24 protein-coding genes are annotated in these 24322 nt (G+C 37.4%); 10 read left to right on the plus strand and 14 right to left on the minus strand.

Going from position 1 to position 24322, the window contains the following annotated elements; genetic code table 11:
- Positions 1–66 precede the first annotated feature (66 nt).
- The 6 genes from IGL49_RS11510 to IGL49_RS11535 form a co-directional block, all read right to left on the minus strand.
- Positions 67–795: a LytR/AlgR family response regulator transcription factor gene (locus IGL49_RS11510; protein ID WP_002367483.1), complete on the minus strand. Its 729-nt coding sequence runs from the start codon at positions 793–795 to the stop codon at positions 67–69.
- Positions 776–2545: a sensor histidine kinase gene (locus tag IGL49_RS11515; protein ID WP_104854390.1), complete on the minus strand. Its 1770-nt coding sequence runs from the start codon at positions 2543–2545 to the stop codon at positions 776–778. Before IGL49_RS11515 ends, IGL49_RS11510 begins: the two co-directional genes overlap by 20 nt.
- A 91-nt stretch (positions 2546–2636) precedes the next feature.
- On the minus strand, positions 2637–3455 hold the full coding sequence (locus IGL49_RS11520; RefSeq protein ID WP_002375473.1) for a MetQ/NlpA family ABC transporter substrate-binding protein: 819 nt from the start codon (positions 3453–3455) through the stop codon (positions 2637–2639).
- Positions 3456–3467: 12 nt separating this feature from the next.
- The gene (locus tag IGL49_RS11525) at positions 3468–4139 is read right to left on the minus strand and encodes a methionine ABC transporter permease (protein ID WP_104854389.1); all 672 of its coding nucleotides are present in this window, start codon (positions 4137–4139) and stop codon (positions 3468–3470) included.
- The gene (locus IGL49_RS11530; RefSeq protein ID WP_104854388.1) at positions 4136–4858 is read right to left on the minus strand and encodes an ATP-binding cassette domain-containing protein; all 723 of its coding nucleotides are present in this window, start codon (positions 4856–4858) and stop codon (positions 4136–4138) included. The genes IGL49_RS11525 and IGL49_RS11530 overlap by 4 nt, the downstream gene beginning before the upstream one ends.
- Before the next feature lie 361 nt (positions 4859–5219).
- Positions 5220–5618, minus strand: a complete 399-nt coding sequence (locus tag IGL49_RS11535; RefSeq protein WP_164982933.1) for an OsmC family protein — start codon at positions 5616–5618, stop codon at positions 5220–5222.
- A gap of 200 nt (positions 5619–5818) precedes the next feature.
- Here IGL49_RS11535 and rpsN point away from each other — a divergent pair, with 200 nt between their 5' ends.
- The 5 genes from rpsN (at position 5819) to IGL49_RS11560 (ending at position 9046) form a co-directional block, all read left to right on the plus strand.
- Positions 5819–6088 carry a 30S ribosomal protein S14 gene (gene rpsN, locus IGL49_RS11540; RefSeq protein WP_104854387.1) on the plus strand — a complete coding sequence of 90 codons (270 nt, stop codon included), beginning with the start codon at positions 5819–5821 and terminating at the stop codon, positions 6086–6088.
- Positions 6089–6198: 110 nt separating this feature from the next.
- Entirely contained in the window at positions 6199–6348 is a 150-nt protein-coding gene (gene rpmG, locus IGL49_RS11545; protein ID WP_002354818.1) for a 50S ribosomal protein L33, read from the plus strand.
- Positions 6349–6363: 15 nt separating this feature from the next.
- Positions 6364–7338 carry a CobW family GTP-binding protein gene (locus IGL49_RS11550; protein WP_104854386.1) on the plus strand — a complete coding sequence of 325 codons (975 nt, stop codon included), beginning with the start codon at positions 6364–6366 and terminating at the stop codon, positions 7336–7338.
- A gap of 29 nt (positions 7339–7367) precedes the next feature.
- Entirely contained in the window at positions 7368–7490 is a 123-nt protein-coding gene (locus IGL49_RS11555; protein ID WP_002383181.1) for a putative metal homeostasis protein, read from the plus strand.
- Between the two features lie 20 nt (positions 7491–7510).
- On the plus strand, positions 7511–9046 hold the full coding sequence (locus IGL49_RS11560; RefSeq protein WP_104854385.1) for a zinc ABC transporter substrate-binding protein AdcA: 1536 nt from the start codon (positions 7511–7513) through the stop codon (positions 9044–9046).
- Between the two features lie 55 nt (positions 9047–9101).
- Here IGL49_RS11560 and IGL49_RS11565 read toward each other — a convergent pair whose 3' ends face one another.
- The 3 genes from IGL49_RS11565 to IGL49_RS11575 all read right to left on the minus strand — a co-directional run bounded on the left by IGL49_RS11565 (position 9102) and on the right by IGL49_RS11575 (position 11967).
- Positions 9102–10076 (minus strand): tRNA dihydrouridine synthase, encoded by a 975-nt coding sequence (locus IGL49_RS11565; RefSeq protein WP_010710860.1) that lies wholly within the window; start codon positions 10074–10076, stop codon positions 9102–9104.
- 192 nt (positions 10077–10268) lie between these two features.
- Positions 10269–11039, minus strand: a complete 771-nt coding sequence (locus IGL49_RS11570; protein ID WP_002354811.1) for an ABC transporter permease — start codon at positions 11037–11039, stop codon at positions 10269–10271.
- Positions 11032–11967, minus strand: a complete 936-nt coding sequence (locus IGL49_RS11575; RefSeq protein ID WP_104854384.1) for an ABC transporter ATP-binding protein — start codon at positions 11965–11967, stop codon at positions 11032–11034. Before IGL49_RS11575 ends, IGL49_RS11570 begins: the two co-directional genes overlap by 8 nt.
- Positions 11968–12224: 257 nt before the next feature.
- Here IGL49_RS11575 and IGL49_RS11580 point away from each other — a divergent pair, with 257 nt between their 5' ends.
- From IGL49_RS11580 to IGL49_RS11600, 5 genes are all read left to right on the plus strand, one after another.
- Complete coding sequence (locus tag IGL49_RS11580) at positions 12225–12644, plus strand: PTS sugar transporter subunit IIA (RefSeq protein WP_104854383.1); 420 nt, start codon at positions 12225–12227, stop codon at positions 12642–12644.
- A 12-nt stretch (positions 12645–12656) separates the two neighbouring features.
- The gene (locus tag IGL49_RS11585; protein ID WP_002354800.1) at positions 12657–13148 is read left to right on the plus strand and encodes a PTS system mannose/fructose/N-acetylgalactosamine-transporter subunit IIB; all 492 of its coding nucleotides are present in this window, start codon (positions 12657–12659) and stop codon (positions 13146–13148) included.
- A 16-nt stretch (positions 13149–13164) separates the two neighbouring features.
- Positions 13165–13980: a PTS mannose/fructose/sorbose/N-acetylgalactosamine transporter subunit IIC gene (locus IGL49_RS11590; protein ID WP_002365419.1), complete on the plus strand. Its 816-nt coding sequence runs from the start codon at positions 13165–13167 to the stop codon at positions 13978–13980.
- The gene (locus tag IGL49_RS11595; RefSeq protein WP_104854382.1) at positions 13977–14804 is read left to right on the plus strand and encodes a PTS system mannose/fructose/sorbose family transporter subunit IID; all 828 of its coding nucleotides are present in this window, start codon (positions 13977–13979) and stop codon (positions 14802–14804) included. The genes IGL49_RS11590 and IGL49_RS11595 overlap by 4 nt, the downstream gene beginning before the upstream one ends.
- Before the next feature lie 144 nt (positions 14805–14948).
- A complete protein-coding gene (locus tag IGL49_RS11600; RefSeq protein ID WP_104854381.1) occupies positions 14949–17468 on the plus strand; it encodes a sigma 54-interacting transcriptional regulator in 2520 nt (839 codons plus the stop codon).
- Positions 17469–17614: 146 nt separating this feature from the next.
- Here the strand turns inward: IGL49_RS11600 and IGL49_RS11605 are convergent, their stop codons facing one another.
- From IGL49_RS11605 to IGL49_RS11625, 5 genes are all read right to left on the minus strand, one after another.
- The gene (locus tag IGL49_RS11605; RefSeq protein ID WP_002370144.1) at positions 17615–18175 is read right to left on the minus strand and encodes a hypothetical protein; all 561 of its coding nucleotides are present in this window, start codon (positions 18173–18175) and stop codon (positions 17615–17617) included.
- A gap of 441 nt (positions 18176–18616) precedes the next feature.
- Positions 18617–20221, minus strand: a complete 1605-nt coding sequence (locus tag IGL49_RS11610) for a DNA cytosine methyltransferase (protein WP_104854380.1) — start codon at positions 20219–20221, stop codon at positions 18617–18619.
- A complete protein-coding gene (locus IGL49_RS11615; RefSeq protein ID WP_104854379.1) occupies positions 20202–21068 on the minus strand; it encodes a DUF3883 domain-containing protein in 867 nt (288 codons plus the stop codon). The genes IGL49_RS11610 and IGL49_RS11615 overlap by 20 nt, the downstream gene beginning before the upstream one ends.
- Complete coding sequence (locus IGL49_RS11620) at positions 21028–22977, minus strand: DEAD/DEAH box helicase (protein WP_104854378.1); 1950 nt, start codon at positions 22975–22977, stop codon at positions 21028–21030. The genes IGL49_RS11615 and IGL49_RS11620 overlap by 41 nt, the downstream gene beginning before the upstream one ends.
- A gap of 10 nt (positions 22978–22987) precedes the next feature.
- The gene (locus IGL49_RS11625; protein WP_219842245.1) at positions 22988–24301 is read right to left on the minus strand and encodes a hypothetical protein; all 1314 of its coding nucleotides are present in this window, start codon (positions 24299–24301) and stop codon (positions 22988–22990) included.
- Positions 24302–24322 lie beyond the last annotated feature (21 nt).

The following is a 24322-nucleotide window of genomic DNA, read 5'->3' on the forward strand; positions in this document are numbered from 1 at the left end:
AGAATTTCTTCACCAAATGCAAAAATCATCACTTGAAATGCATTCGACATTTCAAGTGATGATTTTTTAACTTAAGCCAAGTTTTTCTTTAAATTCTTTGACGTATGAACGGCTAACAGGTACTTTTGAGCCGTTGGTTAAAATTACTTGCAACGTGTTATTAAACCACGGCTGGATTTCTTGAATTTTTGTTCGATTCAAGATGAAACTTCGATGCGTTTTAATAAAGAGCGTGGCAGGTAGTTTTTGTTCGATACTATTGAGTGTCCCTGTCATCTTATAAACTTGTTGATCCACAAAAATGCTCAGTTGCCGTTCTTCGACAGAAACGAGGTAAATATCTTCTGGCGCAACAAGATAAATGCGGTCTTCCCCTTGAATAGGTATTGCTTCAGACTTTGGTCCTTTTTCGGCAGTGTTTTCTGGGACAGCTTGACCCATTTCTTTCGATGCTTTTTCAATGACTTGTGTTATTTTTTCTTCCTCAAAAGGTTTCAAAATATAATCTTTTGCATTCACTTGAAACGCCTTTAACGCATATTGATCATAGGCGGTTGCAAAGACCAAATAGGGCGCTTTTTTAAGATGGGTTAGTTTTTCCGCTAAATCAAACCCACTTTCATCGGTCAAATGAATATCTAAAAATAACAAATCTGGCTTTTGATCCATCATCTCTTCCATTGCCTCCGCCACAGAATCCGCCTCTGCAACGCTAGTTACTTGCGGATGTTGGGAAACAAGATAGCTCAATTCTTCTCGTGCTAAAGGTTCATCATCAACGATTAATACGTGCATCTAACTCCTCCTGTTCCATCGAGATTTCTAAATGAACATGGCTCCCGCCTGTCTCTAAATTTTCAATTAAAAAACAACCTTCCGATCCATAAAGGTTCGCCATTCTGCGGGACAGATTTTCCAGTGCCGTACCGGTTCCTTTTTCCGAAGTCACTGTCGTCTTTCCTAATAGCAAGCGGCGTTCTTCGGGAATCCCTTGCCCATTGTCATACACATCCACATGTAATTTGTGTTGTTTTGCTTTGACCACTACCCGGACTTGATTGTTCTCCTTCCGACTGCCGAATGCATGCTTGATGGTATTTTCTACTAACACCTGAATCGCATACGGCGGTACTTTTTCTGAAGCAACCGCTTCTTCAACGTCAAATGTTACTTGATAACGATTCGGAAACCGTGCTTGTTCTAATGATAAATAGGCTTTTACTTGTTCTAGTTCTTGTGAAACTGGGATCGTAGTTTGCACGGCTCCCTGCAAGTTGCCTCGAAAGTATTTACTTAATTGGAGCAATAGTTTCCGCGCTTTTTCGCTGTCTTTCCGCATTAATGCGGAAATAGTATTGATGGCATTAAAGAAGAAATGCGGGTTCACTTGCGCTTGTAAGGATTTAATTTCAGCTTCTTTAAGTAATTTTGATTGTACTTCCGCTTCACCTAATTCAATTTGTGAAGAAAAAATTGTCCCAAGACCTTCTGCCAACTGTTCCTCAACATGCGTTAACTGCGCTGGATCCGTAAAGTACATTTTTAAGGTGCCAACAATTTGCTGATGGGAAAATAATGGAATCACAATCGCCGCTTGCAACGGACAATTAGGGTCCGAACAACCGACTTCTTCTTTGGCATGCGCGATAGTCATTTGGCCCGTCCGTAACACTTCTCGAGAAAGCTCCGTGATGACTTCTAGCTCTGGAATATGATGATCGCTTCCTGCGCCAACATGAGCTAAAATTTGATGACTGTTTGTCATGCTAATCGCACTGACTTTTGTATAATGCTTAATAATCTCCGCGACTTTTTTGCTGGAATTTTTATTGAGGCCTTCTCGAAAATAAGGCAGTGTTTCCGCTGCTAATTCCAAAACATCGTGCGTCTGAACCGCTTTGGCCTGCTCTTCTTGTTTCAATGTTGTCGTTAGAATCGACATAAAAATAAACGTTCCTACGCTATTTAACAAAATCATCGGCAGCGCAATAAAACGAACCAACGTGGCCCCGTCCGCTAGATTACCGCTAAAAAAGAAAATAAAAATCATCTGAATCATTTCCATACACGCCCCGACAATGGCAGAAAAGCCCGCAGACGGAAAAACGGTTTGCTTTGCCATGCGGCTCCCTAAAAAACCAGCAATTAAACCAACAATTAAAGAAGCAGGCACATAAAAGAAACTATGGCCTCCGCCTTGAATAACCCGATGAAAGCCAGCAATTAACCCAACCGTACTGCCGACAATCGGGCCACCCACTAATCCAGAAACGCCAATTACTAACGTACGCGTATTCGCAATGGAAGCATTGCTACTTAAATAGGTTAACAAATTATTTGGAACAATCTGATTCTTAGCGATTTCGATACCTGTAAAATTAGAAATAATAGCAAATAAACCAAAAATCAAAATCAACTGAACTTTTGAAGACATTTTTTCACGACTTAATAAAACCCGCTTAAAATAAGGGACATTCACTAAAAGAAAGGCCAGTAAAATAATTAAGCCCACCCGTTCCATCATTAAAATAAATAATTCGACCACACCGGCACCCCCTTCCTATTAACTATACTATAAATCAAGGAAAAGAAAAAAATGAAGCTTCTCAAAAAAGAGGCTTCATTTTTTCTTTTCATTAAAACGCAGGAATATTGGCGCCTTTAGAATTTTTCTTGATGTATTCAGCAACTTCTTTTGTTGTCATCGCTTCTTTTAAAACCTTGATCTTTTCGCTATCTTTTTCGCCTTTACGTGTCACAACTTGTAATGCGTAATGTTTACTTGCTTCTTCATCTTCTAACAAAATCGCATCTTTCGTTGTTAAACCAGCAGGTTCTAAGTAGGCTGGGTAGCAGAACACCATAGCAATGTCTTTTTCATCATAGGCTTTAGCTAAATTCAGTAAATCAATGCTTTCAAAAGTGATGTTTTTAGGATTTTCCACGACATCTGCAACCGTACCGTTAAAGCCGACACCTTCTTTTAATTTAATCACGCCGTTTGCATTTAAAATTGCTAAAGCCCGACCTTCATTGGTTGGATCGCTAGGAATCCCCACCTTGGCATTTTCAGGTAAATCTTTCGCATCTTGGTATTCTTTTGAATAGAAACCACCTGCAAAATAATAAATCGGTTGAACAGCCACTAAATCAGCTTTTTTCTCTTTGTTAAACATTTCCATAAATGGTTCATGTTGGGCAAAATTGGCATCCGCTTCGTCATGTTGCACGGCATCATTGTAGGCAACGTTGTCGCTCACTTCCATAATGTTAATTTTGTACCCTTTTTTCTCAGCTTCTTTCTTGGCAATCTCCAAGATATCTTTTGAAGATTCCAATTGTACAGCAACGGTAATCTCCTTGTCTTCTTTCTGGTCTGCTTGTTTATTTCCCCCACAGGCAGCTAAAATGACTGTTGCAATAACAGCGAATGTTGCTAAATAAAACTTCTTCATTCTTTTGTCCTCCTACTTTCTTTTGTCTAGTTTTTGGGCAATGAAGTTCCCAAGCATTTGTAAAATGAAGACCAGTGCAATCATAATCACAATGGCAACATACATAATACCGTATTCATACCGTTGATACCCGACACGAACTGCGAAATCGCCAATCCCGCCGCCACCAACAACACCCATCACCGTGGAATATGAAACCATACTCACTGTCGTGGTTGTGTAAGCAAGGACTAATCCGCTACGTGCTTCCACCAATAAAAAGTGCCAAATGTATTGGACTTTCGAGGTACCTAACGAATTAGCTAAAAAATAAATTTCTTCTGGAACATCCAACAGCACTTGTTCAACCAAGCGAGCAAAAATCGCGATCGCAACAATACTCAATGGCACAGATGAAGGAATTGGGCCAAACGCCTTTCCTAAAACAGAACGAGTAACTGGAATCAACGCAATCACAAATAATAAATAAGGAAACGAGCGAATAACAGTTACAATGAAATTTAAAACCCAGTACAGCCAAGGTTGATGCCCTTTGACTTTCGGATTAGCCAAAAATAGTCCCAAGCCTAAAGGCAAGCCGATAAGCAAACAGATAGCCATCGAAATCGACATCATAATCCCTGTTTCTTTTAAGCCGACCAGCATAGATGGCCAATATTCGGCAAAGGTTTCTGAAAAAGTCATGGGCGCAAACTCCTTTCCACTTTTTCTAAATAGGAAAGCGGTTCTTCCTCATATTGCTGAGGATTATTCAGAAATTCGCCAATTAACTGACCTTTTTCCATCACTAAGATACGATTACATAAGCGCTTCACGGTTTCTAATTCATGACTGACAAAGAAAATAGTCGGTCGGAATTCCTGATGCGTCTTATGTAATAGTCGAACGACACTTTCTGTATTTTCTTCATCTAATGAACTCGTTGCCTCGTCACATAATAACCATTTGGGATTACGACTCAATGCTCGGGCAATAGAGACACGCTGTTTTTCCCCACCAGAAAGCTGAGCAGGATACGCCTCTGCCTTATGAGCCATATCAACAAACGTTAATAAACGCTCAATTTTTTCAGGCTGTCTCTCTTTTAAAAGTTTCAAAGGCAACGCAACATTATCATAAATTTTCAAATTTTCTAACAAATTGTAATGCTGAAACACCATCCCCATTTGTTGCTGCTGCTGGCGGACTTCTTTTTTAGAGAAGGTTTGAACATTTCTGCCATCAATGCGAATTTCCCCTTCACTCGGTTGTTCCATTAAATTCAACAAACGTAACAACGTGGACTTGCCAGAGCCACTTTTCCCAACAATCCCAACGATTTCTCCTAGTTGGACAGAAAAGTGAATATTTTTTAACGCGTGTGTCTCTTGATAGACTTTCGACACATTCACTAACTCAATCATGATTACCTCCTAAAGGCCGACAAACAAACTGTAACAACTAAAAAAACTGTATAACAATTAAAGTAATTCTGTGAAACAATTAAAAAAAACTATTACGAATTAAAAAATAACATACGTTTCTAAAAACAGCTTCATACCAGAGATGTAACTACTTACATCATCTACTAAAACAGAAAAAAAAGCAACCTTTTTATTTGTAAAAAAAACACTATCTGTTTTTTGTCTGTATTATTTTGTACAAATGAATTAAAAATTTCCTGTTTCTACAGCTATTTCCCCACGCTCCTCTAAAAAAAGACATTCTCAGAAACGAGGCATCCAAAAAGGGAAAAGCGCTCGTAACGATAATGTCTCTAATGGTTTACTTTTTAAATACAACTGTTTCTTCGACAGTAATTCTTTCAGCTAATGATTGAATCACTGGACAGTTTGGGGAGACAAGCTTTAAACACCGTGTCGCCCGTGCTTGAAAGGCTTCTGGAACAGCCACATAAAAGTGAATCGCCACCTGTTTTAATGGTTGCGCTCGTCTCTCTGCTTCTCTTGAATATGTGACCTCTATTTTTTCAAACTCAAAGGGAATGTGTGAATTTTCCAAAACGGATTGATACACGTAACCGCCACAAGCACCAATTGCCGAAACAAGCATTTGAACTGGCGAATATCCCTCTTCTTTTGCTAGCACCCAGCGCGCCGTTTTCGTTTGTAATTCAAATTTTTCCACACCACGAATAATCGTCAAACGTTCTACCATTGCCATCTTCACTCCTTTTTACTCTTTCTTAAAAGATACTACAAAACAGCGTTAAAACAAACATTTCCAACTTCTCAACTTAGCAAGTCCTAAAAAAAACAAAATTCTCACTTGACAAACAACGTAACACCTGATAATATACTTCCGTTCAAATCGTAACCATTACGATTTAGATTTTATAAATCCAAAAAGAAAGGAAGTGCCTTATGGCTAAAAAATCAAAAATTGCTAAAGCAAAAAAACAACAAGCAATGATTGCAAAATATGCGCCTATTCGCCAAGCCTTAAAAGAAGCTGGCGATTATGAAGGTCTTAGCAAATTGCCAAAAGATGCTCGTCCAAGTCGCTTAAAACTCCGCGATCAAACAGATGGGCGCCCACGTGGCTACATGCGTAAATTTGGCATGTCTCGGATTCGTTTCCGTGAATTGGCTCACCAAGGCTTGATTCCTGGCGTCAAAAAAGCAAGCTGGTAACTCATTATTTCGATAAAGACAACTAGCGAGGACAGTCGCATTTGGGCTGACCTCGCAGCCCCCTTTATCTTTTATACGCAATTAAAAAAATCAAATTGGAGGACGGTACTATGCGCCAAACCATTACGTTAGCTTGCGCTGAAACTGGCGAGCGCCTTTACTTAACAAGTAAAAACAAACGAAATACACCAGAAAAATTACAGCTGAAAAAATATTCACCAAAATTACGGCGCCGCGCACTTTTCACTGAAGTCAAATAACAGGAGGAAAACTTGATGGGCATTCCAATCACCATTGTTTCTGGCTTTTTAGGCGCAGGAAAAACAACCTTAATTAACCATGCGCTTGCGCAATCACCGTTTCCTAAAGAGGAAATTATTATTATTGAAAATGAATTTGGTCAAACAGGCGTTGACCACGCATTACTTTTACAAACCACGGAACGAATTATTCAATTAAATAACGGTTGCATGTGCTGCAGCTTACGAGGAGATCTTCTTGCCTCTTTATCAGCAATCTTAGAAGTGTATCAAGAAGAACAACAACCCATTGCCCAAGTCATTTTAGAAACAACAGGCATTGCTGATCCGCAACCAATCATTCAAACAATTTTAACGACCCCGCACATCAAAAATCATTTCTATATAGACAGTCTCTTAACGGTCGTTGACGGGCATCATTGGCAACAGCAACTTCAAGAAACCGAAGCCATCAAACAACTGGCCTTAGCAGATCGCCTCTTTTTTTCTGTCAAGGAACCAGCAGACATTACTCAGCTACCAACGTTTCAAAAAACCCTTCGTACCATTAATCCTTTTGCTGATATTTTATCCTTTCAAGCCAACGAGCCTCTTTTAGCAAGTGACTTTTTTCAATTAAACAAGTTTACGGCAACTCTTACAGAACACGAAATGACTCATTCCCCGCATGAGCACGCCCACGAGCATCATCACCATACCTTTCACTCCCTCACGCTAACGGCGTCCGCAGCCCTCAACGAACCTCTTTTCACTCGTTGGCTTGATTGGTTAATGTACACGCATCAGGAAAAATTATACCGTTTCAAAGGGATTCTCGCCTTACAGGAGCATGACTTGGCCATTGCCATGCAAGGCGTCAACCAGCAAGTGGCCTTTCAAATGACGAATCAAGCATCCCAAGAAACGACAATTGTTCTAATTGGCAAAGAATTAGAGACAAAAAAAATTCAAGCAACTTTTCAAACTCTCAATAAAATAGCTACTCCGTAAATTTTTTACGAATGGAGGTCCTATATATAATGGAAAAAACTGATTTATCTAGCGCTTATCGTCGACTGAAAAGTCCCAACATCAAAACACGAAAACGCGCACTTAAAATCATTAAAGAACATAAGCGCAATAAACAAAAGAAAATTGCGTAATTCACTAAAGGAGCACACCTATGAAAAAATTTACTCTTCCCCTGTTAGCCGCCTTATCACTAATCCTTTTCGGCGCTTGCGGCAAAACAAACACCTCTGATAAAACCGCTGACGGTAAAGAAAAACTATCCATTGTCACGACTTTTTATCCTATGTACGATTTCACTAAAAATATTGTAGGCGCTGAAGGAGACGTCAAATTGTTAATCCCTGCTGGTTCTGAACCTCACGATTATGAACCATCCGCCAAAGATATGGCTACCATCCATGATGCTGATGTTTTCGTTTACCACAATGAAAACATGGAATCTTGGGTACCAAAAGCTGCTAAAGGCTGGAAAAAAGGAGCCCCAAACGTCATTAAAGGCACCGAGAACATGGTCTTACTTCCTGGTAGTGACGAAGACGGACACGACCATGACCACGAACATGGCGAAGAAGGCCACCACCATGAATTAGACCCGCATACTTGGGTTTCGCCCCATCGTGCCATCCAAGAAGTCACAAACATCAAAGAACAATTAGTCAAACTTTACCCTAAAAAAGCCAAAACATTTGAAACAAACGCAGAAAAATACTTAACAAAATTAACGGCCTTAGATAAAGAGTTTCAAACAGCCTTGAAAGACGCTCAGCAAAAAAGTTTTGTTACCCAACATGCTGCATTTGGTTATCTTGCCTTAGATTACGGCTTAAAACAAGTGCCAATAGCTGGTTTAACACCTGAACAAGAGCCAACAGCAGGGCGCTTAGCAGAGTTGAAAAAATATGTCACAGACAACCAAATTCGCTATATTTATTTTGAAAAAAATGCCAACGATAAAATCGCTAAAACGTTAGCTGATGAAGCAAATGTTCAATTGGAGGTCCTAAACCCGCTAGAAAGCTTGACACAAAAACAAATGGATAATGGCGAAGATTATCTTTCTGTAATGAGAGAAAACTTAACCGCCTTGAAAAAAACAACAGATACAGCTGGGAAAGAGGTTCAGCCAGAAACCTCTGAAAAAACAGAAAAAACTGTAGCTAACGGCTATTTCAAAGACAGTGAGGTGGCTGAGAGAACATTGGCAGATTACGCTGGAAATTGGCAATCCGTCTATCCTTTATTAAAAGATGGCACATTAGACCAAGTCTTCGATTACAAAGCGAAACTGAAAAAAGATAAAACACCAGTCGAATACAAAACCTACTATGATGCTGGCTATCAAACCGATGTCGACCACATTAACATCACTGATTCCACCATTGAGTTTCTGGTCGATGGCAAACCACAAAAATTCACCTATAAAGCAGCCGGTTATAAAATTTTAAACTATGCAAAAGGCAACCGTGGCGTCCGTTTCCTTTTTGAAACAGACGATGCCAATGCTGGGCGGTTTAAATACGTCCAATTTAGCGACCACAACATCGCACCAACGAAAGCCGCTCATTTCCACATCTTCTTCGGCGGCGATAGCCAAGAAAGTCTATTCAACGAAATGGACAACTGGCCAACATATTATCCAAACGACTTAAGCAAACAAGAAATTGCTCAAGAAATGATTGCGCATTAAGCATTCAAAAGAGAGGAGGCAGCATTAGCTAATGCTGCCTCCTCTCTTTTTTTATTTAGTCAAGCACACCATGCTCTGCTTCAAACGTCGCTAGCAACTGGCGCACTTCATCCGTTGATTTTGTATTCATTAATTGTGCTCTTAAATCACTGGCACCTGGAAAGCCTTTGACATAAATTTTGAAGAAGCGATGCAATCCAACAATGGAGCGAGGCACCAATTCCGCATATTTGTCTTGCAAATCCAATTGTAAACGTAACAACCCCAGCAATTCTTGTGGCGTATGTGTTTTGGGTTCTTTTTCAAAGGCATAAGGATTTTTAAAAATCCCCCGGCCAATCATGATCCCATCTACACCATATTGTTCTGCTAATTCTAGGCCCTTTTGACGATCGGGAATATCCCCATTAATCGTAATTGTCGTTTGCGGTGCGACACGGTCCCGAATAGCCATAATTTGCGGGATGACCTCCCAATGGGCATCCACTTTGCTCATCTCTTTTCGTGTTCGTAAATGAATGGATAGATTCGCAATGTCTTGTTCTAATAAATGCGTGATCCACGCATCCATTTCCGCCATTTCAGTAAACCCAATGCGTGTTTTGACACTAACAGGTAAGCCACCTGCTTTGGCGGCGTCAATCAATTCAGCCGCAACTTCCGGGCGTAAAATCAGCCCGCTGCCTTTCCCACGCTCAGCCACGTTAGGCACAGGACAACCCATATTTATATCTAATCCTTGAAAGCCCATCTCCGCTACGCCGATACTCATTTCACGGAAAAATTCAGGTTTATCTCCCCAAATATGTGCCACCATCGGCTGTTCATCTTCTGTAAAAACGAGGCGCCCGCGCACACTGTCTTTCCCTTCAGGATGACAATAACTATCTGAATTAGTAAACTCTGTAAAAAACACATCTGGCGCCCCAGCTTCTTTCACGACATGACGAAAGACCACATCAGTGACATCTTCCATTGGTGCTAAAACAAAAAAGGGCTTTGGCAATGTTGCCCAAAAATTCTTGCTCATCTTCATATACTCCATTTCTGATTTTTTCTTTATTTTCAACGACAACTTGTCGACATATTCTGGTGCGAAACATTGCTATTATACAGGGAAATGCACGAAGAATCAAAAAAGGCATACTTAGAAACAAGAAAGCTGTCTGAATCTGCTCGCTAGAGTGAGTGATTCAGACAGTTTAATCTTTTTACGTAAGGCTTAACTACGTAAGCCACGCCCTGTTTCTACAAGGTACCAACAAATGCCATATAAAACGACAATAAATAAGATTAAAATGGTCATAGAAATACCAATTGGCACATCTTGAACCCCTAGAAAACCGTAGCGGAACCCAGAAATCATGTAAACAATCGGATTAACTTTTGAAACAGCTTGCCAAAATGGCGGCAACATGGAAATGGCATAGAAAACCCCACCTAAATAGGTTAAAGGCTGTAACACAAAGGTCGGCACAATCGATACATCGTCATAGGATTGCGCAAAAATACCATTTAACAAACCAGCTAAAGAAAAAAGAATCGCAGTCATCAATAAAGTCATGATGACCATCAGCCAAGAAACAACGTGCAACGGCACAAAAAATAGAGAAATGATGGTGACTAACGCTCCGACCAAAATACTACGCCCAACGCCACCAATCACAAATCCCCAAATAATCACATGAGTTGGAACTGGCGCCACGAGAATTTCTTCGATATTTTTCTGGAATTTTTGTGAGAAAAAGGAAGACGAAACATTGGCGTACGAGCTTGTAATGGCTGACATCATAATTAAACCTGGCACGATAAATTCCATATAAGAAAAACCGCCCATGTCGCCAATTCGACCCCCAATCATTTTCCCAAAAATCACAAAATATAAGGACGTCGTAATCACTGGCGGCACCAGTGTTTGGACCCAAATCCGTAAATAACGGTTGGTTTCCTTCACAGCTAAACTTTTTAAAGCAGTAAAATACAGACTAAACATGTTGATCCTCCCTTTGGTACGTATCCTCGGTAATCTTCAAGAAGAGCTCTTCCAAACGGTTGGACTTATTCCGCATTGACAATACTTTGATTCCTTGTTGACTTAGCTGTTCAAACAAGTGATTGACTCCTTGGTTTCGTTCCACTTCCACCGCTAACGTTAACTCGTCCTCAAATACGCTTTGATAGCCTTCAATAACTGGCGCCTGCGTATAAGGGGCTAAATCAAAAATAAACGTTTCAAATTGTAATTTTGCTAACAAGTGCTTCATGCTGGTGTTTTCAATCAATTCACCAGACTGAATAATCCCAATATTGCGACACAACATCTCAGCTTCTTCTAAGTAATGGGTCGTCAAAATAATCGTGGTTCCCTGCGCATTTAACTCTTGTAAAAAGGCCCACATTTCACGGCGTAATTCAATATCGACACCTGCAGTTGGTTCGTCTAAAATCAATAACTTCGGCTCATGCATCAGCGCGCGAGCAATCATCAAGCGACGTTTCATTCCGCCAGAAAGCATTCGCGCCCGTTCGTTCCGTTTTTCCCATAAATTGGATTGTTTTAAATACTTTTCACTCCGTTTCATGGCTTCTTTACGAGATACCCCATAATAGCCCGCTTGATTGACCACAATCTGCTGGACCGTTTCAAACGGATTGAAGTTAAACTCCTGCGGCACTAACCCAATTTGTTGCTTCGCTCGAACCAATTCCGTATCCAAATCATACCCAAAAATTTTGACTTTCCCCGAAGTCTTATTAACTAACGAGGTCACAATCCCAATCGTCGTTGATTTTCCTGCGCCATTCGGTCCCAAAAGAGCATAAAAATCGCCTTCTTCAACTGTTAAATCAATTCCCCGCAGCGCTTCGACACCTGAAGCGTACACTTTGCGTAAATCTTGTATCACAAGAGCATCAGTCATTCGTAACTCTCCTTAATGTATAAATATTCATGAGTATTATTGTAACACTTCTCGATAAAAACGGGGGTTATTTTGATTAATTTTCAAAATTTTGTTTAGCTATTTTTCGGTAACAAACTAGCTAGCGATTAACGTGTTTATTTTGACTCGAAACTGTTTAAACAGTTTCAAGAGCGTTAAAAACCTTTTAAATCAAGGGTTTAGAGTTCTCTTTTTTTGGCATAGAACTTGCTTTATATAAAAGTGAGGTGAAAAGAATGAAAAGAAAATTTTTAATTGCTAGTCACGGAAACTTAGCGAAAGGCTTCCAAAGTTCCTTGGATATTCTCGCAGACAAAGGAAAAGAGCTGGCGGTCATCAATGCCTATGTAACTCCTGATGACTACACGCCAATTATTCAAACGTTTCTTCAGTCCCTTGGCGCCGAAGAACAAGCTATTATTTTAACAGATTTATATGGCGGTAGTGTCAATCAAAAAATTGTTCAAGAAGTCATGACGACAAAACCAGACAATGTTTTTATCATTTCCAATGCCAACTTAGCCATTGCCTTGTCGCTGATTTTCTTAAAAGAAGGCGAAAAGCTAACCAAAGAAGATGTTCAAGCAGCAATTGCTGAAGCACAAATTCAATTCGTTGAATTAAACCCATCAAATGAAGAAGAGAACTTTTTTTAGGAGGAAGTTAAAATGATTACACAAGTACGAGTAGACGACAGATTAATTCACGGCCAAGTAGCCGTAGTTTGGACCAAAGAATTGAATGCCCCTTTATTAGTTGTAGCGAATGATGAAGCAGCCAAAAACGAAGTAATGCAAATGACGTTAAAAATGGCTGTCCCCAATGGCATGAAATTATTAATTCGCTCAGTCGATGATGCGATTGATGTTTTCAATGATCCTCGTGGCAAAGACAAACGAATTTTTGTAATTGTGAACAGTGTAGCGGATGCTACTAAAATTGCGAAAAACGTGACAGATATTGAAAGTGTGAATGTTGCCAATGCTGGTCGCTTTGACAAATCAGATCCAGCTACCAAAACAATGGTTTTCCCAAGTGTCCAATTAAACCCTGAAGAGTTAGAAGCAGCCAAAGAATTAGCCAGTTTGACTCACGTGGAAAGTTATAATCAAGTACTGCCAACCAACTCAAAATTAAGTTTAAAACAAGCCGTCAATTAAAAGGAGGAAATGAACAATGCTTATGCATGCAACAATGGCAGCTTTAGCTGTATTTATCTGTTTTGCTGGAAACTATTTAACTGGTCAAAGTATGATGGAACGTCCCTTAGTCGTTGGATTAGTCACAGGAATTTTAATGGGCGACATGAAAACAGGGGTCCTAATGGGTGCCTCTTTGGAAGCAATTTTCTTAGGCAATGTTAATATCGGTGGTGTTATCGCAGCGGAACCTGTAACTGCGACTACTTTAGCCACAACGTTTGCAATTATTTCAAATGTCGAACAAAAAGCCGCCATGACGTTAGCCGTGCCAATTGGGATGTTAGCCGCTTTCGTCGTAATGTTTTTAAAAAATGTCTTTATGAATATCTTTGCTCCTTCTCTTGACAAAGCAGCCCGTGAAGGCAACCAAAAAATGGTTGTGACACTGCATTATGGAACGTGGATCATTTATTATTTAATCATCGCTTCGATTTCATTTATCGGAATTTTAGCAGGAAGCGGGCCAGTAAATCTGTTTGTTGAAAGCATTCCACAAAACTTGATGAACGGTTTAAGCGCAGCTGGCGGACTTTTACCTGCCGTTGGGTTTGCTATGTTAATGAAACTATTATGGGATAATAAATTGGCCGTCTTTTACATTTTAGGCTTTGTATTAACCGCGTACCTACAATTACCAGCCGTTGCGGTGGCGGTCATCGGGACAGTAATTTGTGTCGTGAGTGCCCAACGGGATGTAGAATTTCGCGACATTCTAAAAAGAAAACCTGCGGCGTCTTCTGCGGTTGAAGGCAGCGCGAAAGAAATCGAAGAGGAGGACTTTTTCGCATGAAGTTAAAAGAGAATTTATCTAAAGAAGAGAAAAAAATGATGCGCTCTGTTTTCTGGCGTTCTTGGACGATGAACGCTAGCCGGACAGGAGCTACACAATACCACGCAGTGGGTGTCATGTACACTTTACTCCCAGTTATCAATCGTTTTTATCAAACCAAGGAAGAACGTGCCGAGGCATTGGTGCGCCACACCACTTGGTTCAATGCAACCATGCACATCAATAACTTCATCATGGGGCTCGTTGCTTCGATGGAAAAACAAAACAGTGAAGACGAAAACTTTGATGCTAGCTCTATTACAGCGGTTAAAGCCTCATTAATGGGGCCACTTTCAGGCATCGGCGATTCCTTCTTCTGGGGCATCTTACGTGTTATTGCTGCTGGTATTGGGATTTCATTAGCTAGCACCGGTTCGCCATTAGGTGCGATTGTCTTTTTACTTTTATACAACGTCCCTGCATTCTTAATTCACTATTATGCGTTGTATAGCGGCTACTCAATCGGTGAAAGTTTTATCCAAAAAATGTACGAATCAGGCGGAATGAAGATACTTACAAAAGTATCGAGTATGTTAGGTTTAATGATGATGGGCAGTATGACTGCCTCGAATGTAAAATTCAAAACGATTCTTGAAGTTTCTGTTAAAGGAAGCGAAGACGTAGTTAAAATCCAAGATTATTTGGATCAACTATTCATCGGTATCGTACCATTAGCCGTGACGTTACTTGCTTTCTGGTTATTACGCAAAAAAGTCAATGTCAACGTGGTGATGTTTGGCATTATGTTCTTAGGCATCTTGCTAGGATTACTAGGCATCTGTTAAAATTGAAGCAATAAACATTTAATTATTAAACACTTAGAGCCTGAGACAAAAATCCAAAGTGATTTTTATCTCAGGCTTAAAAGCTGATAAACGGCGGGAACAGCAACCCCTGTCCCGACCTCTCTTTTGGAAGGACGATGAATCATGCGCTTGGAGACCTACCAACACTTAGTTGATATTTTAGAAACCAGCAATACCCCGATGAGCACACAAGAAATTGCCACAAAAATCCAATTAAGCCGCTCGGTAACCAGCTTATACTTAAATAAATTATTGGAAAAAGGTGAAGTCCAACAAACGGGAAAAAAACCCGTTTATTGGCAATTAACCCGTGCAACAAACCCAACGACCGATGTGTTTCGACAATACATCGGTAGCCAAGGCAGCGCCAAAAAAGCCATCGAACAATGCAAAGCCGCTATGTTGTATCCCCCATTGGGTATGCCTTTATTAATCCATGGAGCCAGTGGCGTCGGCAAAAGCTTTTTGGCAAAACTGATTTATGAGTATCTGAAAAATGAACAAATCATTGGCCTGGAAAAATTTTACACCTTTAACTGTGCCGATTATGCCAACAATCCCGAATTACTGTCATCCATTCTCTTCGGCCATACCAAAGGCGCATTTACTGGGGCTGAATCAGAAAAGCAAGGACTCTTAGCCCAAGCTAATAATTCCGTACTCTTTTTAGATGAAGTACATCGATTATCCAACGAAAACCAAGAAAAACTCTTTCAGTTTATGGATACAGGGACCTTCCGCCCCATTGGTGAAGAAGGAAAAATGGTCCATTCCAAGGTTCGACTACTATTTGCGACCACCGAAAACCCGAAAAAAGTCTTATTACCAACCTTTTATCGCCGAATTTCCGTAATCGTCTCACTTCCCAACTTCAAAGAGCGCCCCATTCGAGAACGGATTGCGATTTTGAAAAACTTATTCCACCGAGAAGCGAAACGAATGACCAAAGACATCAACGTGGACGAAGAAATCTTTACGGCATTATTAGAAAATGACGAACCTGGCAACGTGGGGAGTTTATCCAACAAAGTGCAGCTCCTTTGCGCGTCGCAATTACGAAAAACTTTGCCCAATCAACCCGTCGTCATTGGCGATGCGACTCAACCAATGATTGCGATTCCTTTAGACAAAGAAGTGTTAGAAGAAGACACACTTTCTTCCGATATTTTCGCAACCTTTGAAGCCTTATATACAAAAGAAAAAACACTGGCCCACTTAAAAACTGAACTAACACAATTCATTAAATATTGTTTAGACGATGAAATAACCTTGGAAAATGATTATTTTTTACAAAACCTAGTCACGAAAGTCCAAACCAAAAACAAACTAATTATTAACCAACCTGAGCAAACTGAAAAACCGATGAAAGATGTTGCCAAATTGCTGAAAATTTTACCGCCAACATTTAACGAAACAATGCTCCTTCCAGTCCAAGCACAGTTAAAAGAACACTATCCGCGAACGGTTTCCCTCGTGAAAAACTTAGTCAGTCCGCTGCCAGAAGAATACCTTTTCTTGACAGAGGTACTCTTATCTGTATTACTTAGCGGAGAAATTTCTGAAACGATTCCTTACCAAGCGCTCCTCGTAGCGCATGGTGAATCGACTGCCACAAGTATTCAAGCCGTTGCCAACAAATTATGTGGTACCTATATTTTCGATGCGATTAACATGCCCTTAACCTCCTCCGTCCGAGATATCGTCGCCGAAGTTAAAGACTGGCTTTCTCAGCGGGACACATCACAAGGCGTCATCATGCTCGTCGATATGGGTTCCCTGACACAACTTTATAAAAGTTTGAAACCGCAAATTCTTGGAGAACTCTTGGTGATCAACAACCTGACCACTGCCTATGCGTTGGAAATTGGTCATCAATTAATGAACGAACAACTTTTCTATGGTATTGCTAAAACCGCTGAAAAAAAATTTAAAACCGATGTACAGTACTTTGAAGGCTTTTCAGTGGAAAAAAATATCATTGTCTCTAGTATTTCAGGTCTGGATATTGCCAAGCAAATCAAACAAATCTGTCAAAAATACCTGTATACTGACATTAAAGTCATTACCCTAAAATACAAAGATTTGGTGAACACATTAGACATTGCCAACGCCGAAGAAAATTATTTAAAAGAAACCTCGCTGATTTTGACGACGTCCTACTTAGACAACCATACAAATGTTGCTAGCGTGAATCTCTTAGACATGTTAGACGAAGATGCAGGAACCCAGTTGATGGAACCTTTCCAAAACTTGATGCATCCCAATAACATTGATAACATGATTAACGAATTTGTTCACTTCTTCTCGAAAGAGGGCTTGTCAGAAAAACTAGAATTTCTAAATCCTGACGTCATCATTAAACAAGTCGAAAACGTTACAAAGAATATTGAAAAACGCTTCGATCTCACACTCAGCGGCAAAATGAAATTTAACTTAATGATGCACAACGCGCTCATGGTAGAGCGGACAATGCTCGGCGTTGAAGACTATGAAATCCCTGCTAACCTAGAAGAACTAACCATTAACCAAAAACCATTTTTCCAAAATGCTAAGAACATTTTCTATACCCTAGAACAGTTTTATCGAATAGATATTTCCAACTGGGAACTCTATGTGATTTATGAAATTTTGTCTTCTCGGTGAGTGTTATAGGAAGAGTCTCTTTTGTTCAGATGATTACCTTAAAATATAGCTAGTGGGCCATAAGTCATTTCGACTTATGGCCCACTTTTTTTAGTTTGTATTAAAACACTTTCTATCAACAGAAAGTGTTTCAATAAATATTTCGTTTAGGCAGCGCCATTTCCTGTAGTGTAAACGAACAGGACAGTGAACAGGATGGACACGCCAACCATTATTAATTTTTTCGTTTTGTCGGGGTCCTCTTGAAGTAGCCATTTAATCAACAGACTGCCTCTAATCCGTTGACTTGCCTTCTCTTTTTCAGTCGCTGACTTTGTATAACGCCAACCACAAAAGTGCCAACGAAGTAAATTGGCGTACCAAGCTCGATAGTTTTTAGATAGAAAACCACCACAGATGAACAAAGCTCCTAATAAAATATCCAAATACAACCAAACAATAAATGTTAACGGAATATCGATTAATGAATAATTCTTCACTTCAATCACTTGATCTTTCAAACCAAATTGATGAATAATCCGTTCTTGGTATTCAGAATCCGTCTCCGCTTCTTCTTTTCCCCCAACAACTTTTATGGCTGACTCGACGCCCATACCTTTTATAAAAGCTTGCTTGGAATGACAATACTTACATTCCACCACTTGATCAGCGGTATCGTACCATCTAAACGCATTCGCCCCACAACTTTGACAAACCACACTACTCATTTTTTGCCTCCGATATTTGTTATTTTTTATGGTTATGTTTCATTACTTAATGATACCATTTTTTGGAGAGGATTGGCGTGGGTTAGAGAGATTGTTAAAAAAGACACTTTCTCGCAACGAGAAAGTGTCTTGAAACATTGTAATTGATTGGTATGCGAACACGTTCGTAGCGACTCCAAATAATTAACGTTTTGAGAACTGTGGTGGTTTACGAGATTTTTTAAGACCTGGTTTTTTAGCACCAAATTATAGTAAATATTAAAATCCTTATAAAATGTGGTGTTCAGCAATCCTGTAGTGAGAAATAATTCAAATTTTTTACATTTGTTTTAGTTAAATGGTGTGAATTTTTTATAATAAAATTGAGCAATTGCGAGCCGAACAAGTACTAAAAACTAGATAACTTTATAAAGCTGTCTAGAAAAAGTGCAGTTACTTAAACTAAGTATCAATTCTATTTAAAATTTCATTAAGAGTATAGTAGGTAATGAGAATTGGTTCTGGAATTTCTATCTGCAGTTCTTCTACCCATTGATTTTCAACATTCTTTGAAAAGAAATGATCGTTCAATTTTCGAATTTCAACCAATAATTCATCTGGACCAATACATTTTTGCTCTTTTCTATATTCTGTAACTTGACAATAAACAAACTGTAAATTGCCCATTGTTTTTATTTTTAATGCCATATCTTCTATAAATTTTTCTAAGACATCCCTACGTTTCTGATCTAAAAATGAGATTTGGGCTTTAAAATTAGAATATACTTTCGCGTCTTTACCTTGACCTTTATGAATCTCTGTTTTCCAAAGTATTTTTCCATCATGAGATTCATAATTTTGTAATTCTGTTCTAAAACGATTTATTATTAGATAAGGAACATGATATTTAAATCTTGCTTTCTCTCTCTTTGGTTTTTCTTTTTTGTCTTCAAAATTAACCCCGTTCAAATTGTAAAAATCATCATCAAAAAAAGTTTTTCTTTTAAATGTATTAGAAATCGTTAAATGATCTTGTTGTCTTATTGCATCTGCTAAAGCAAAGGAGAATTTTGGTGGCACTGCATTTCCTACAAGTTTATATTTAACGGAATCAGATTCACCATAAAATCTATAATCGATAGGAAAAGACATGCAAGTTGCTAATTCCCTTATAGTTGGATATCTATACCTACCATTCTTATAGGGAAAAATCATCGATTCTCTAGACGATGCGCTCATTGTGGCCATTATGGTTCTGGAAGGTTTTTCTTCATTTTCTGGAAAAGACATTTTCCCCATATAACCTTTATCAAGCTTTTGTCTTTTAGCTTTACTCCACTCAAATTCAGGTATTTCTTTAATATAGTGATGATCAGTTACTTCATTTCCCAACATTTTAAAATCATAATTTGGATCAGTTATTAATACTTCCTTTTTATCTTTAGGAAGTCCTAATGAAGTTTTTACAGTTTTTAAAGTGACAAAATCTTTATCAAGCGTTTTTTTCGGAGCAGGAAACTCTCCGCAAATAAACCTTTCCCGATTAGATGGGACTCCGTAATACTTTACATTATAGATACCAGAGCTATTGAGATTTATATGTAGTACTTCATCTCCTGTTAGCCCTAACTCTTCCATAGTGTAACTTTCTTGAATATAATTTTTTATATTTTTAACGTTTTCTAATATCCAATATTTCAGCATAGAGTTTTTTTTGAATTTTTTCCGTGCAACAATTCTTAAATACGATTTCAACAATAAGATTCCTAGTGTCTTATCAGCTTTACCGGACCTATTTGAATTTGAAAACGCCACGCAAGGAGGTGACCCTATAATTATTTCTGTATCAGGTACAATTTTTTCAAATTCTTCATCAGGTAAAATTGATAATTCATAAATATCGTATTTAATAGCTATTGGTTCAACATTACTAGGATGATTTTTATTATGAGTTAGTAATGCAGGTTCCCATATATCAAAAGCTCTAACAATTTCAAAACCAGCTTGATGGAACCCTTCGGAGAAACCACCTCCACCACAGAACAAATCAACTACTTTGTATGACATTTTTTTCACCTATCAATTCTATTTTTTCAGATTGCCATGTTACTTTATAGCTTTGAGGAGAAAGTACTCCGTTACTTTCAATATAACTGATAACGTTACATATTTCTATTGGTTTTTGAGTTAATGAGTAATGAACTAAGTATAAATAATACTCATTGGGAAATTGAGTTGCTTTTTCAATTTCATTTTTACTTATAAAGAAGGAGTAGTTATCTCCTACACACTTTACCTCAATCATTTTTGTTGGTAATTTTTCTTTTTTTGAGAAAAATGAACGGATATCATAACCAGCTTTTGTATTTATTGGAGAAATATATTCAACATTCTTATTAGGATATCTATGTCTTTCAATATTTAAAACGTATCTTTCTGCTAATTCACCTAACTCTTCTTGCTTAGATAATTCTTTGTATAATTCCTCTAACGTCTGTTGAGAAACAGTCCTTCTCTTTTTTATAGACATTTTTTCCACATTTTCGTAATCATTAAAAGAAAACGAATCATCTTTATTCCTTTTTATTATCTCTAATTCCAAACATAGATTTCTAACCGCAAAGTATCTCATAGGTATATTGAATTTTTTTATTGTATCGTATGAACAATCAAAAAAATCTTCTCTCTCATTTATTAAATACTCTATTAAATAAAAACTGAATTCATCTATTGAAAACTTATTCTCTAACTTTATTATATTAAATAGTGCAATAGTATTACCTAATGCTTCACTTGAGAAGTCGTTAAAATATTGCATACAATACTCTACGTTTTTCTTCATCTTGTTACATATCTCAAAAACATAGTGTATTTCAGGCACCGAAAGTAAACTTTTCGGAATTTCGTTTTTCATAATCACAAATCACCGCCTTGATATCCTCTTTGTCTACCTCGTTTTCATTCAACAAATGGAATAAAGGTATTGTTCTACTCTCTGTTACTCTTAATAATACACTTTCTTTAAATTTCAATCTATCATGAATTGTTTCACCTATAGAATTTTTTGAAGATAGATAGTAATAATTGGTGTCTATATTTTTACTAAGACCATACCTGTGGATCCTATCTTTAGACTGAAGAAACCTTGCTCCATCAAAATTTCTTTCTAGATAAATTGCATTGTGACAATTTTTATGAAGAGAAATTGATTCAGCTACAGCATATGGATTTGCAATAAGTACATCGAATTCAGAATTTTCAGCACTAAACTCTTCTACTATTTTTTCTCTGGTTATTATGTCTTGATCTGTCAATTCATTTTCAACAGGAGTCTCACCGTAAATTATTCTATTATTTACTCCATTTTGATTAAGAAATTCTGAAAAGAAATGCAGTGTATCAATATAAATTGCCCAAACTACAACTCTTCCACCAGAACTAATAATTTTCTTGATTTTTTCCAAAGCTGAAAAATATAAATTTGGTACTTTTTTATTCTTATCATATTCTCTAACTAGAGATAAAAATTCTTCATCTTGTTCTGTAAAAAGAGTAAATTCTTTTATATATTCGTTTATTGGTTTCAATAGTAGTCTTGGATTAGAAGCTGATTGCATAAGTCTTATAAGCTTTGCTTTTCTCATATTTGTTAAAAGGATGTCTTCAAAATCTGTATCAGATATAAATTTTTTTTCAACATAGTTGTATATTTCTTTTTGAGCATCATCCATTTCAATTCTTTCAAGTTTATTTTCAGTCTTTGGAGGTAATTTCAAATCAGATTTTCTTATTCTTACAAAATATGGACTTATATCATCTAATAATATTTCAACTCTTTCATCATTCAAGTTCTCAGTCATATCATCTAATTGATTTGGCTTAAATCGAATAATTTCTTTATCCGGCCAAATAAACTTGAATAAATTACTTAAATCCTTGTAGCCATTTGGAGCAGGAGTACCAGTAAGAATAACTCTACTTTGGGCAAACTTAGATAATTCCATAGCAGTTTCTGCAATTTTTCCGCCTTCAGTATTTTTAATTTTGTGTGCTTCATCTAAAACCAGCATAACCTGATTGTTTTGCAAAAATGATTTTAGTTCAGTTTGTAATCCTAGTATACCTTGATATGAAATCAGGGTAATCTGTGAGGTTTTTTGAGAATAAAAGTATCCTTTTTTTTCTTCCTTATCCATTGAGGCAGTGATAGTTGTCACTGAAGGTGATGTTCCAAAACAATCTGTATATTCTTTTTTCCAAGGACCAAAACTACTTAATGGACCAACAATAAGTAATTTATTCACAAATTTGCTGTCTTTAAGTGAATTTAAATAGGCATATGATCCATATACAATACTTGTTTTTCCTGCTCCTGGAACAGAGAAGTTACATGCATTTTGCGAAAAAGACAAATGATATGCAGAAAGCAATTGGAGTGGATATAATTTTCTAATCAGCCTTGAATCCAGAATTTTGCAAAACCTCTCAAACTCTTCTTTTACCACATTACCTTTCCATATATTTTTGGCTTGCCTTGAAAACTCTTTAAAACGTTGTCTCTCATTTTCAACATTATAAAGGTTTTTTTTTGCTTGTTCTGTAATTTCAAAATCAACTTCTTCTATTTCCTCTAAATAATCTATTATTTCTCCAATGTCTTTATCTTTAAGCTCTTCGCAATTTATATTTATGCATTCATTGGTTACTACTGTAGTATAACAATAATTTAAAAACTGTCTATTTTTCTTGGGAAATTTACTTATTTCCCCTGATATAACAAGTTCTTTATCTGTTAACTCTATAGAAAAAATTTCTTTACGCATCTTCTTCACCCTATTTATCTTTCAAACCTTTTTTAAGTTCTTTTTTAAAGTCCCAAGTTAATTTATTAATCTCTTCCACCAAACTTAGTACATCTTTATCAATAAATGCGGGGTTGTCTACATCAATGGTATTTAACGTCTTTATAGCTTTTTGTAATAAATCTAAAGGCTTATCTGCTTCTTGAATATCCTCTAATGTCCTAATGCTTTGTCCCATATTACGTTTCATAATATGAGACACTTTTTTCGCCCACTCATTATCTCGTTGATTCAAAATTTCTGTGATTTTAGAAGAATCACTATAATGACTTAAATACTCATCAATTTCTTGTTCTTCAACATTTCGAATATCTTCGTGCTTTTTCTTAAAATCATCCCAAAGAGCTTTATTTGCAAAGAAACTTTTAGGTATATTACTTTTTGAGTTTTGAGCTATATATCTAAACTCTTTACCTTCATATTTTGCTCGAATATAATCGTAGCTAATTTGAATCATATCAAAAACATCTTTTTTATCAGGAGCCCAATTGGTTTTCCCAAAACCAGAGCCTTTAAGATATATGTTTTCATAGCTAGAGAGATTAACAAATTGGCCCTCTCTCTTTTCTAATAAGGAGTACATATTCTCATATCCACAATATTCAAGATAGCCATCCATAGTTTTTAAAATGGTCATGTTATTATCTATTGTCGCTTCTTTCTCACCCATCATATCGGCAATTTCATCTTTTTGATAATTAAAATCAAACAATTCTCTTGTTTTTAAATATTTTTCAATCGGATTATAGTCTAATTTCTCATCCATTCCCATCTGATAACTTGTTTCTAACTGCAATATTTCTCTTTGGCTAACATCCTCTTCAAGAATTACAGCATTAAAAAACTGGCAATGTGTTACATCATATCTTTTATACTTCTCTCTTTCCCTATATATTTTATTTAAAATACTAGCTCTTCTATTACCATCAATTATGATTCCATTTCCAGATACAATTCCATATTGTTGTTGCTTCATCTTAACTAAACTATCTAAAGTTTTTTTGTTTCTATCAGGCTTAGAATCCCAAAGAAATTGTTCAATAATCTCATTATCTTTAGAATTTTCAGCATCAAGTTTGTGATTTTTAACTTCAAAAGTCTTTACCAAAGTTCCAATTCTACCATTATAAGGATTGTACACTAAATATTCTAAAGGAATTCTGTATACCGAATATTCTTTATCAACCCCTTTAAAAGGAAGGCGTATACCAGTCATAACTGGTTCTCTTTTCATTATCTCTATCAATTTTTGTTTACGTAATTCTTCTTTCATTGGTTGAAACAAATTTTCTCCCTCATTTCTTTC

The sequence above is a fragment of the Enterococcus sp. DIV1337a genome, from assembly GCF_051712285.1.
Lineage (GTDB): Bacteria > Bacillota > Bacilli > Lactobacillales > Enterococcaceae > Enterococcus > Enterococcus faecalis.

Bases quoted from the DNA above. Each gene is read 5' to 3' on its own strand.
- IGL49_RS11580 (WP_104854383.1), top strand. From the start codon at position 12,225: ATGAAAAGAAAATTTTTAATTGCTAGTCACGGAAACTTAGCGAAAGGC.
- IGL49_RS11535 (WP_164982933.1), bottom strand. From the start codon at position 5,618: ATGGCAATGGTAGAACGTTTGACGATTATTCGTGGTGTGGAAAAATTT.
- IGL49_RS11555 (WP_002383181.1), top strand. From the start codon at position 7,368: ATGGAAAAAACTGATTTATCTAGCGCTTATCGTCGACTGAAAAGTCCC.
- IGL49_RS11575 (WP_104854384.1), bottom strand. From the start codon at position 11,967: ATGACTGATGCTCTTGTGATACAAGATTTACGCAAAGTGTACGCTTCA.
- IGL49_RS11510 (WP_002367483.1), bottom strand. From the start codon at position 795: ATGCACGTATTAATCGTTGATGATGAACCTTTAGCACGAGAAGAATTG.
- rpmG (WP_002354818.1), top strand. From the start codon at position 6,199: ATGCGCCAAACCATTACGTTAGCTTGCGCTGAAACTGGCGAGCGCCTT.
- IGL49_RS11570 (WP_002354811.1), bottom strand. From the start codon at position 11,039: ATGTTTAGTCTGTATTTTACTGCTTTAAAAAGTTTAGCTGTGAAGGAA.
- IGL49_RS11525 (WP_104854389.1), bottom strand. From the start codon at position 4,139: ATGACTTTTTCAGAAACCTTTGCCGAATATTGGCCATCTATGCTGGTC.
- IGL49_RS11530 (WP_104854388.1), bottom strand. From the start codon at position 4,858: ATGATTGAGTTAGTGAATGTGTCGAAAGTCTATCAAGAGACACACGCG.
- IGL49_RS11550 (WP_104854386.1), top strand. From the start codon at position 6,364: ATGGGCATTCCAATCACCATTGTTTCTGGCTTTTTAGGCGCAGGAAAA.
- IGL49_RS11600 (WP_104854381.1), top strand. From the start codon at position 14,949: ATGCGCTTGGAGACCTACCAACACTTAGTTGATATTTTAGAAACCAGC.
- IGL49_RS11565 (WP_010710860.1), bottom strand. From the start codon at position 10,076: ATGAGCAAGAATTTTTGGGCAACATTGCCAAAGCCCTTTTTTGTTTTA.
- IGL49_RS11520 (WP_002375473.1), bottom strand. From the start codon at position 3,455: ATGAAGAAGTTTTATTTAGCAACATTCGCTGTTATTGCAACAGTCATT.
- rpsN (WP_104854387.1), top strand. From the start codon at position 5,819: ATGGCTAAAAAATCAAAAATTGCTAAAGCAAAAAAACAACAAGCAATG.
- IGL49_RS11620 (WP_104854378.1), bottom strand. From the start codon at position 22,977: ATGCGTAAAGAAATTTTTTCTATAGAGTTAACAGATAAAGAACTTGTT.
- IGL49_RS11605 (WP_002370144.1), bottom strand. From the start codon at position 18,175: ATGAGTAGTGTGGTTTGTCAAAGTTGTGGGGCGAATGCGTTTAGATGG.
- IGL49_RS11615 (WP_104854379.1), bottom strand. From the start codon at position 21,068: ATGAAAAACGAAATTCCGAAAAGTTTACTTTCGGTGCCTGAAATACAC.
- IGL49_RS11610 (WP_104854380.1), bottom strand. From the start codon at position 20,221: ATGTCATACAAAGTAGTTGATTTGTTCTGTGGTGGAGGTGGTTTCTCC.
- IGL49_RS11585 (WP_002354800.1), top strand. From the start codon at position 12,657: ATGATTACACAAGTACGAGTAGACGACAGATTAATTCACGGCCAAGTA.
- IGL49_RS11595 (WP_104854382.1), top strand. From the start codon at position 13,977: ATGAAGTTAAAAGAGAATTTATCTAAAGAAGAGAAAAAAATGATGCGC.
- IGL49_RS11560 (WP_104854385.1), top strand. From the start codon at position 7,511: ATGAAAAAATTTACTCTTCCCCTGTTAGCCGCCTTATCACTAATCCTT.
- IGL49_RS11590 (WP_002365419.1), top strand. From the start codon at position 13,165: ATGCTTATGCATGCAACAATGGCAGCTTTAGCTGTATTTATCTGTTTT.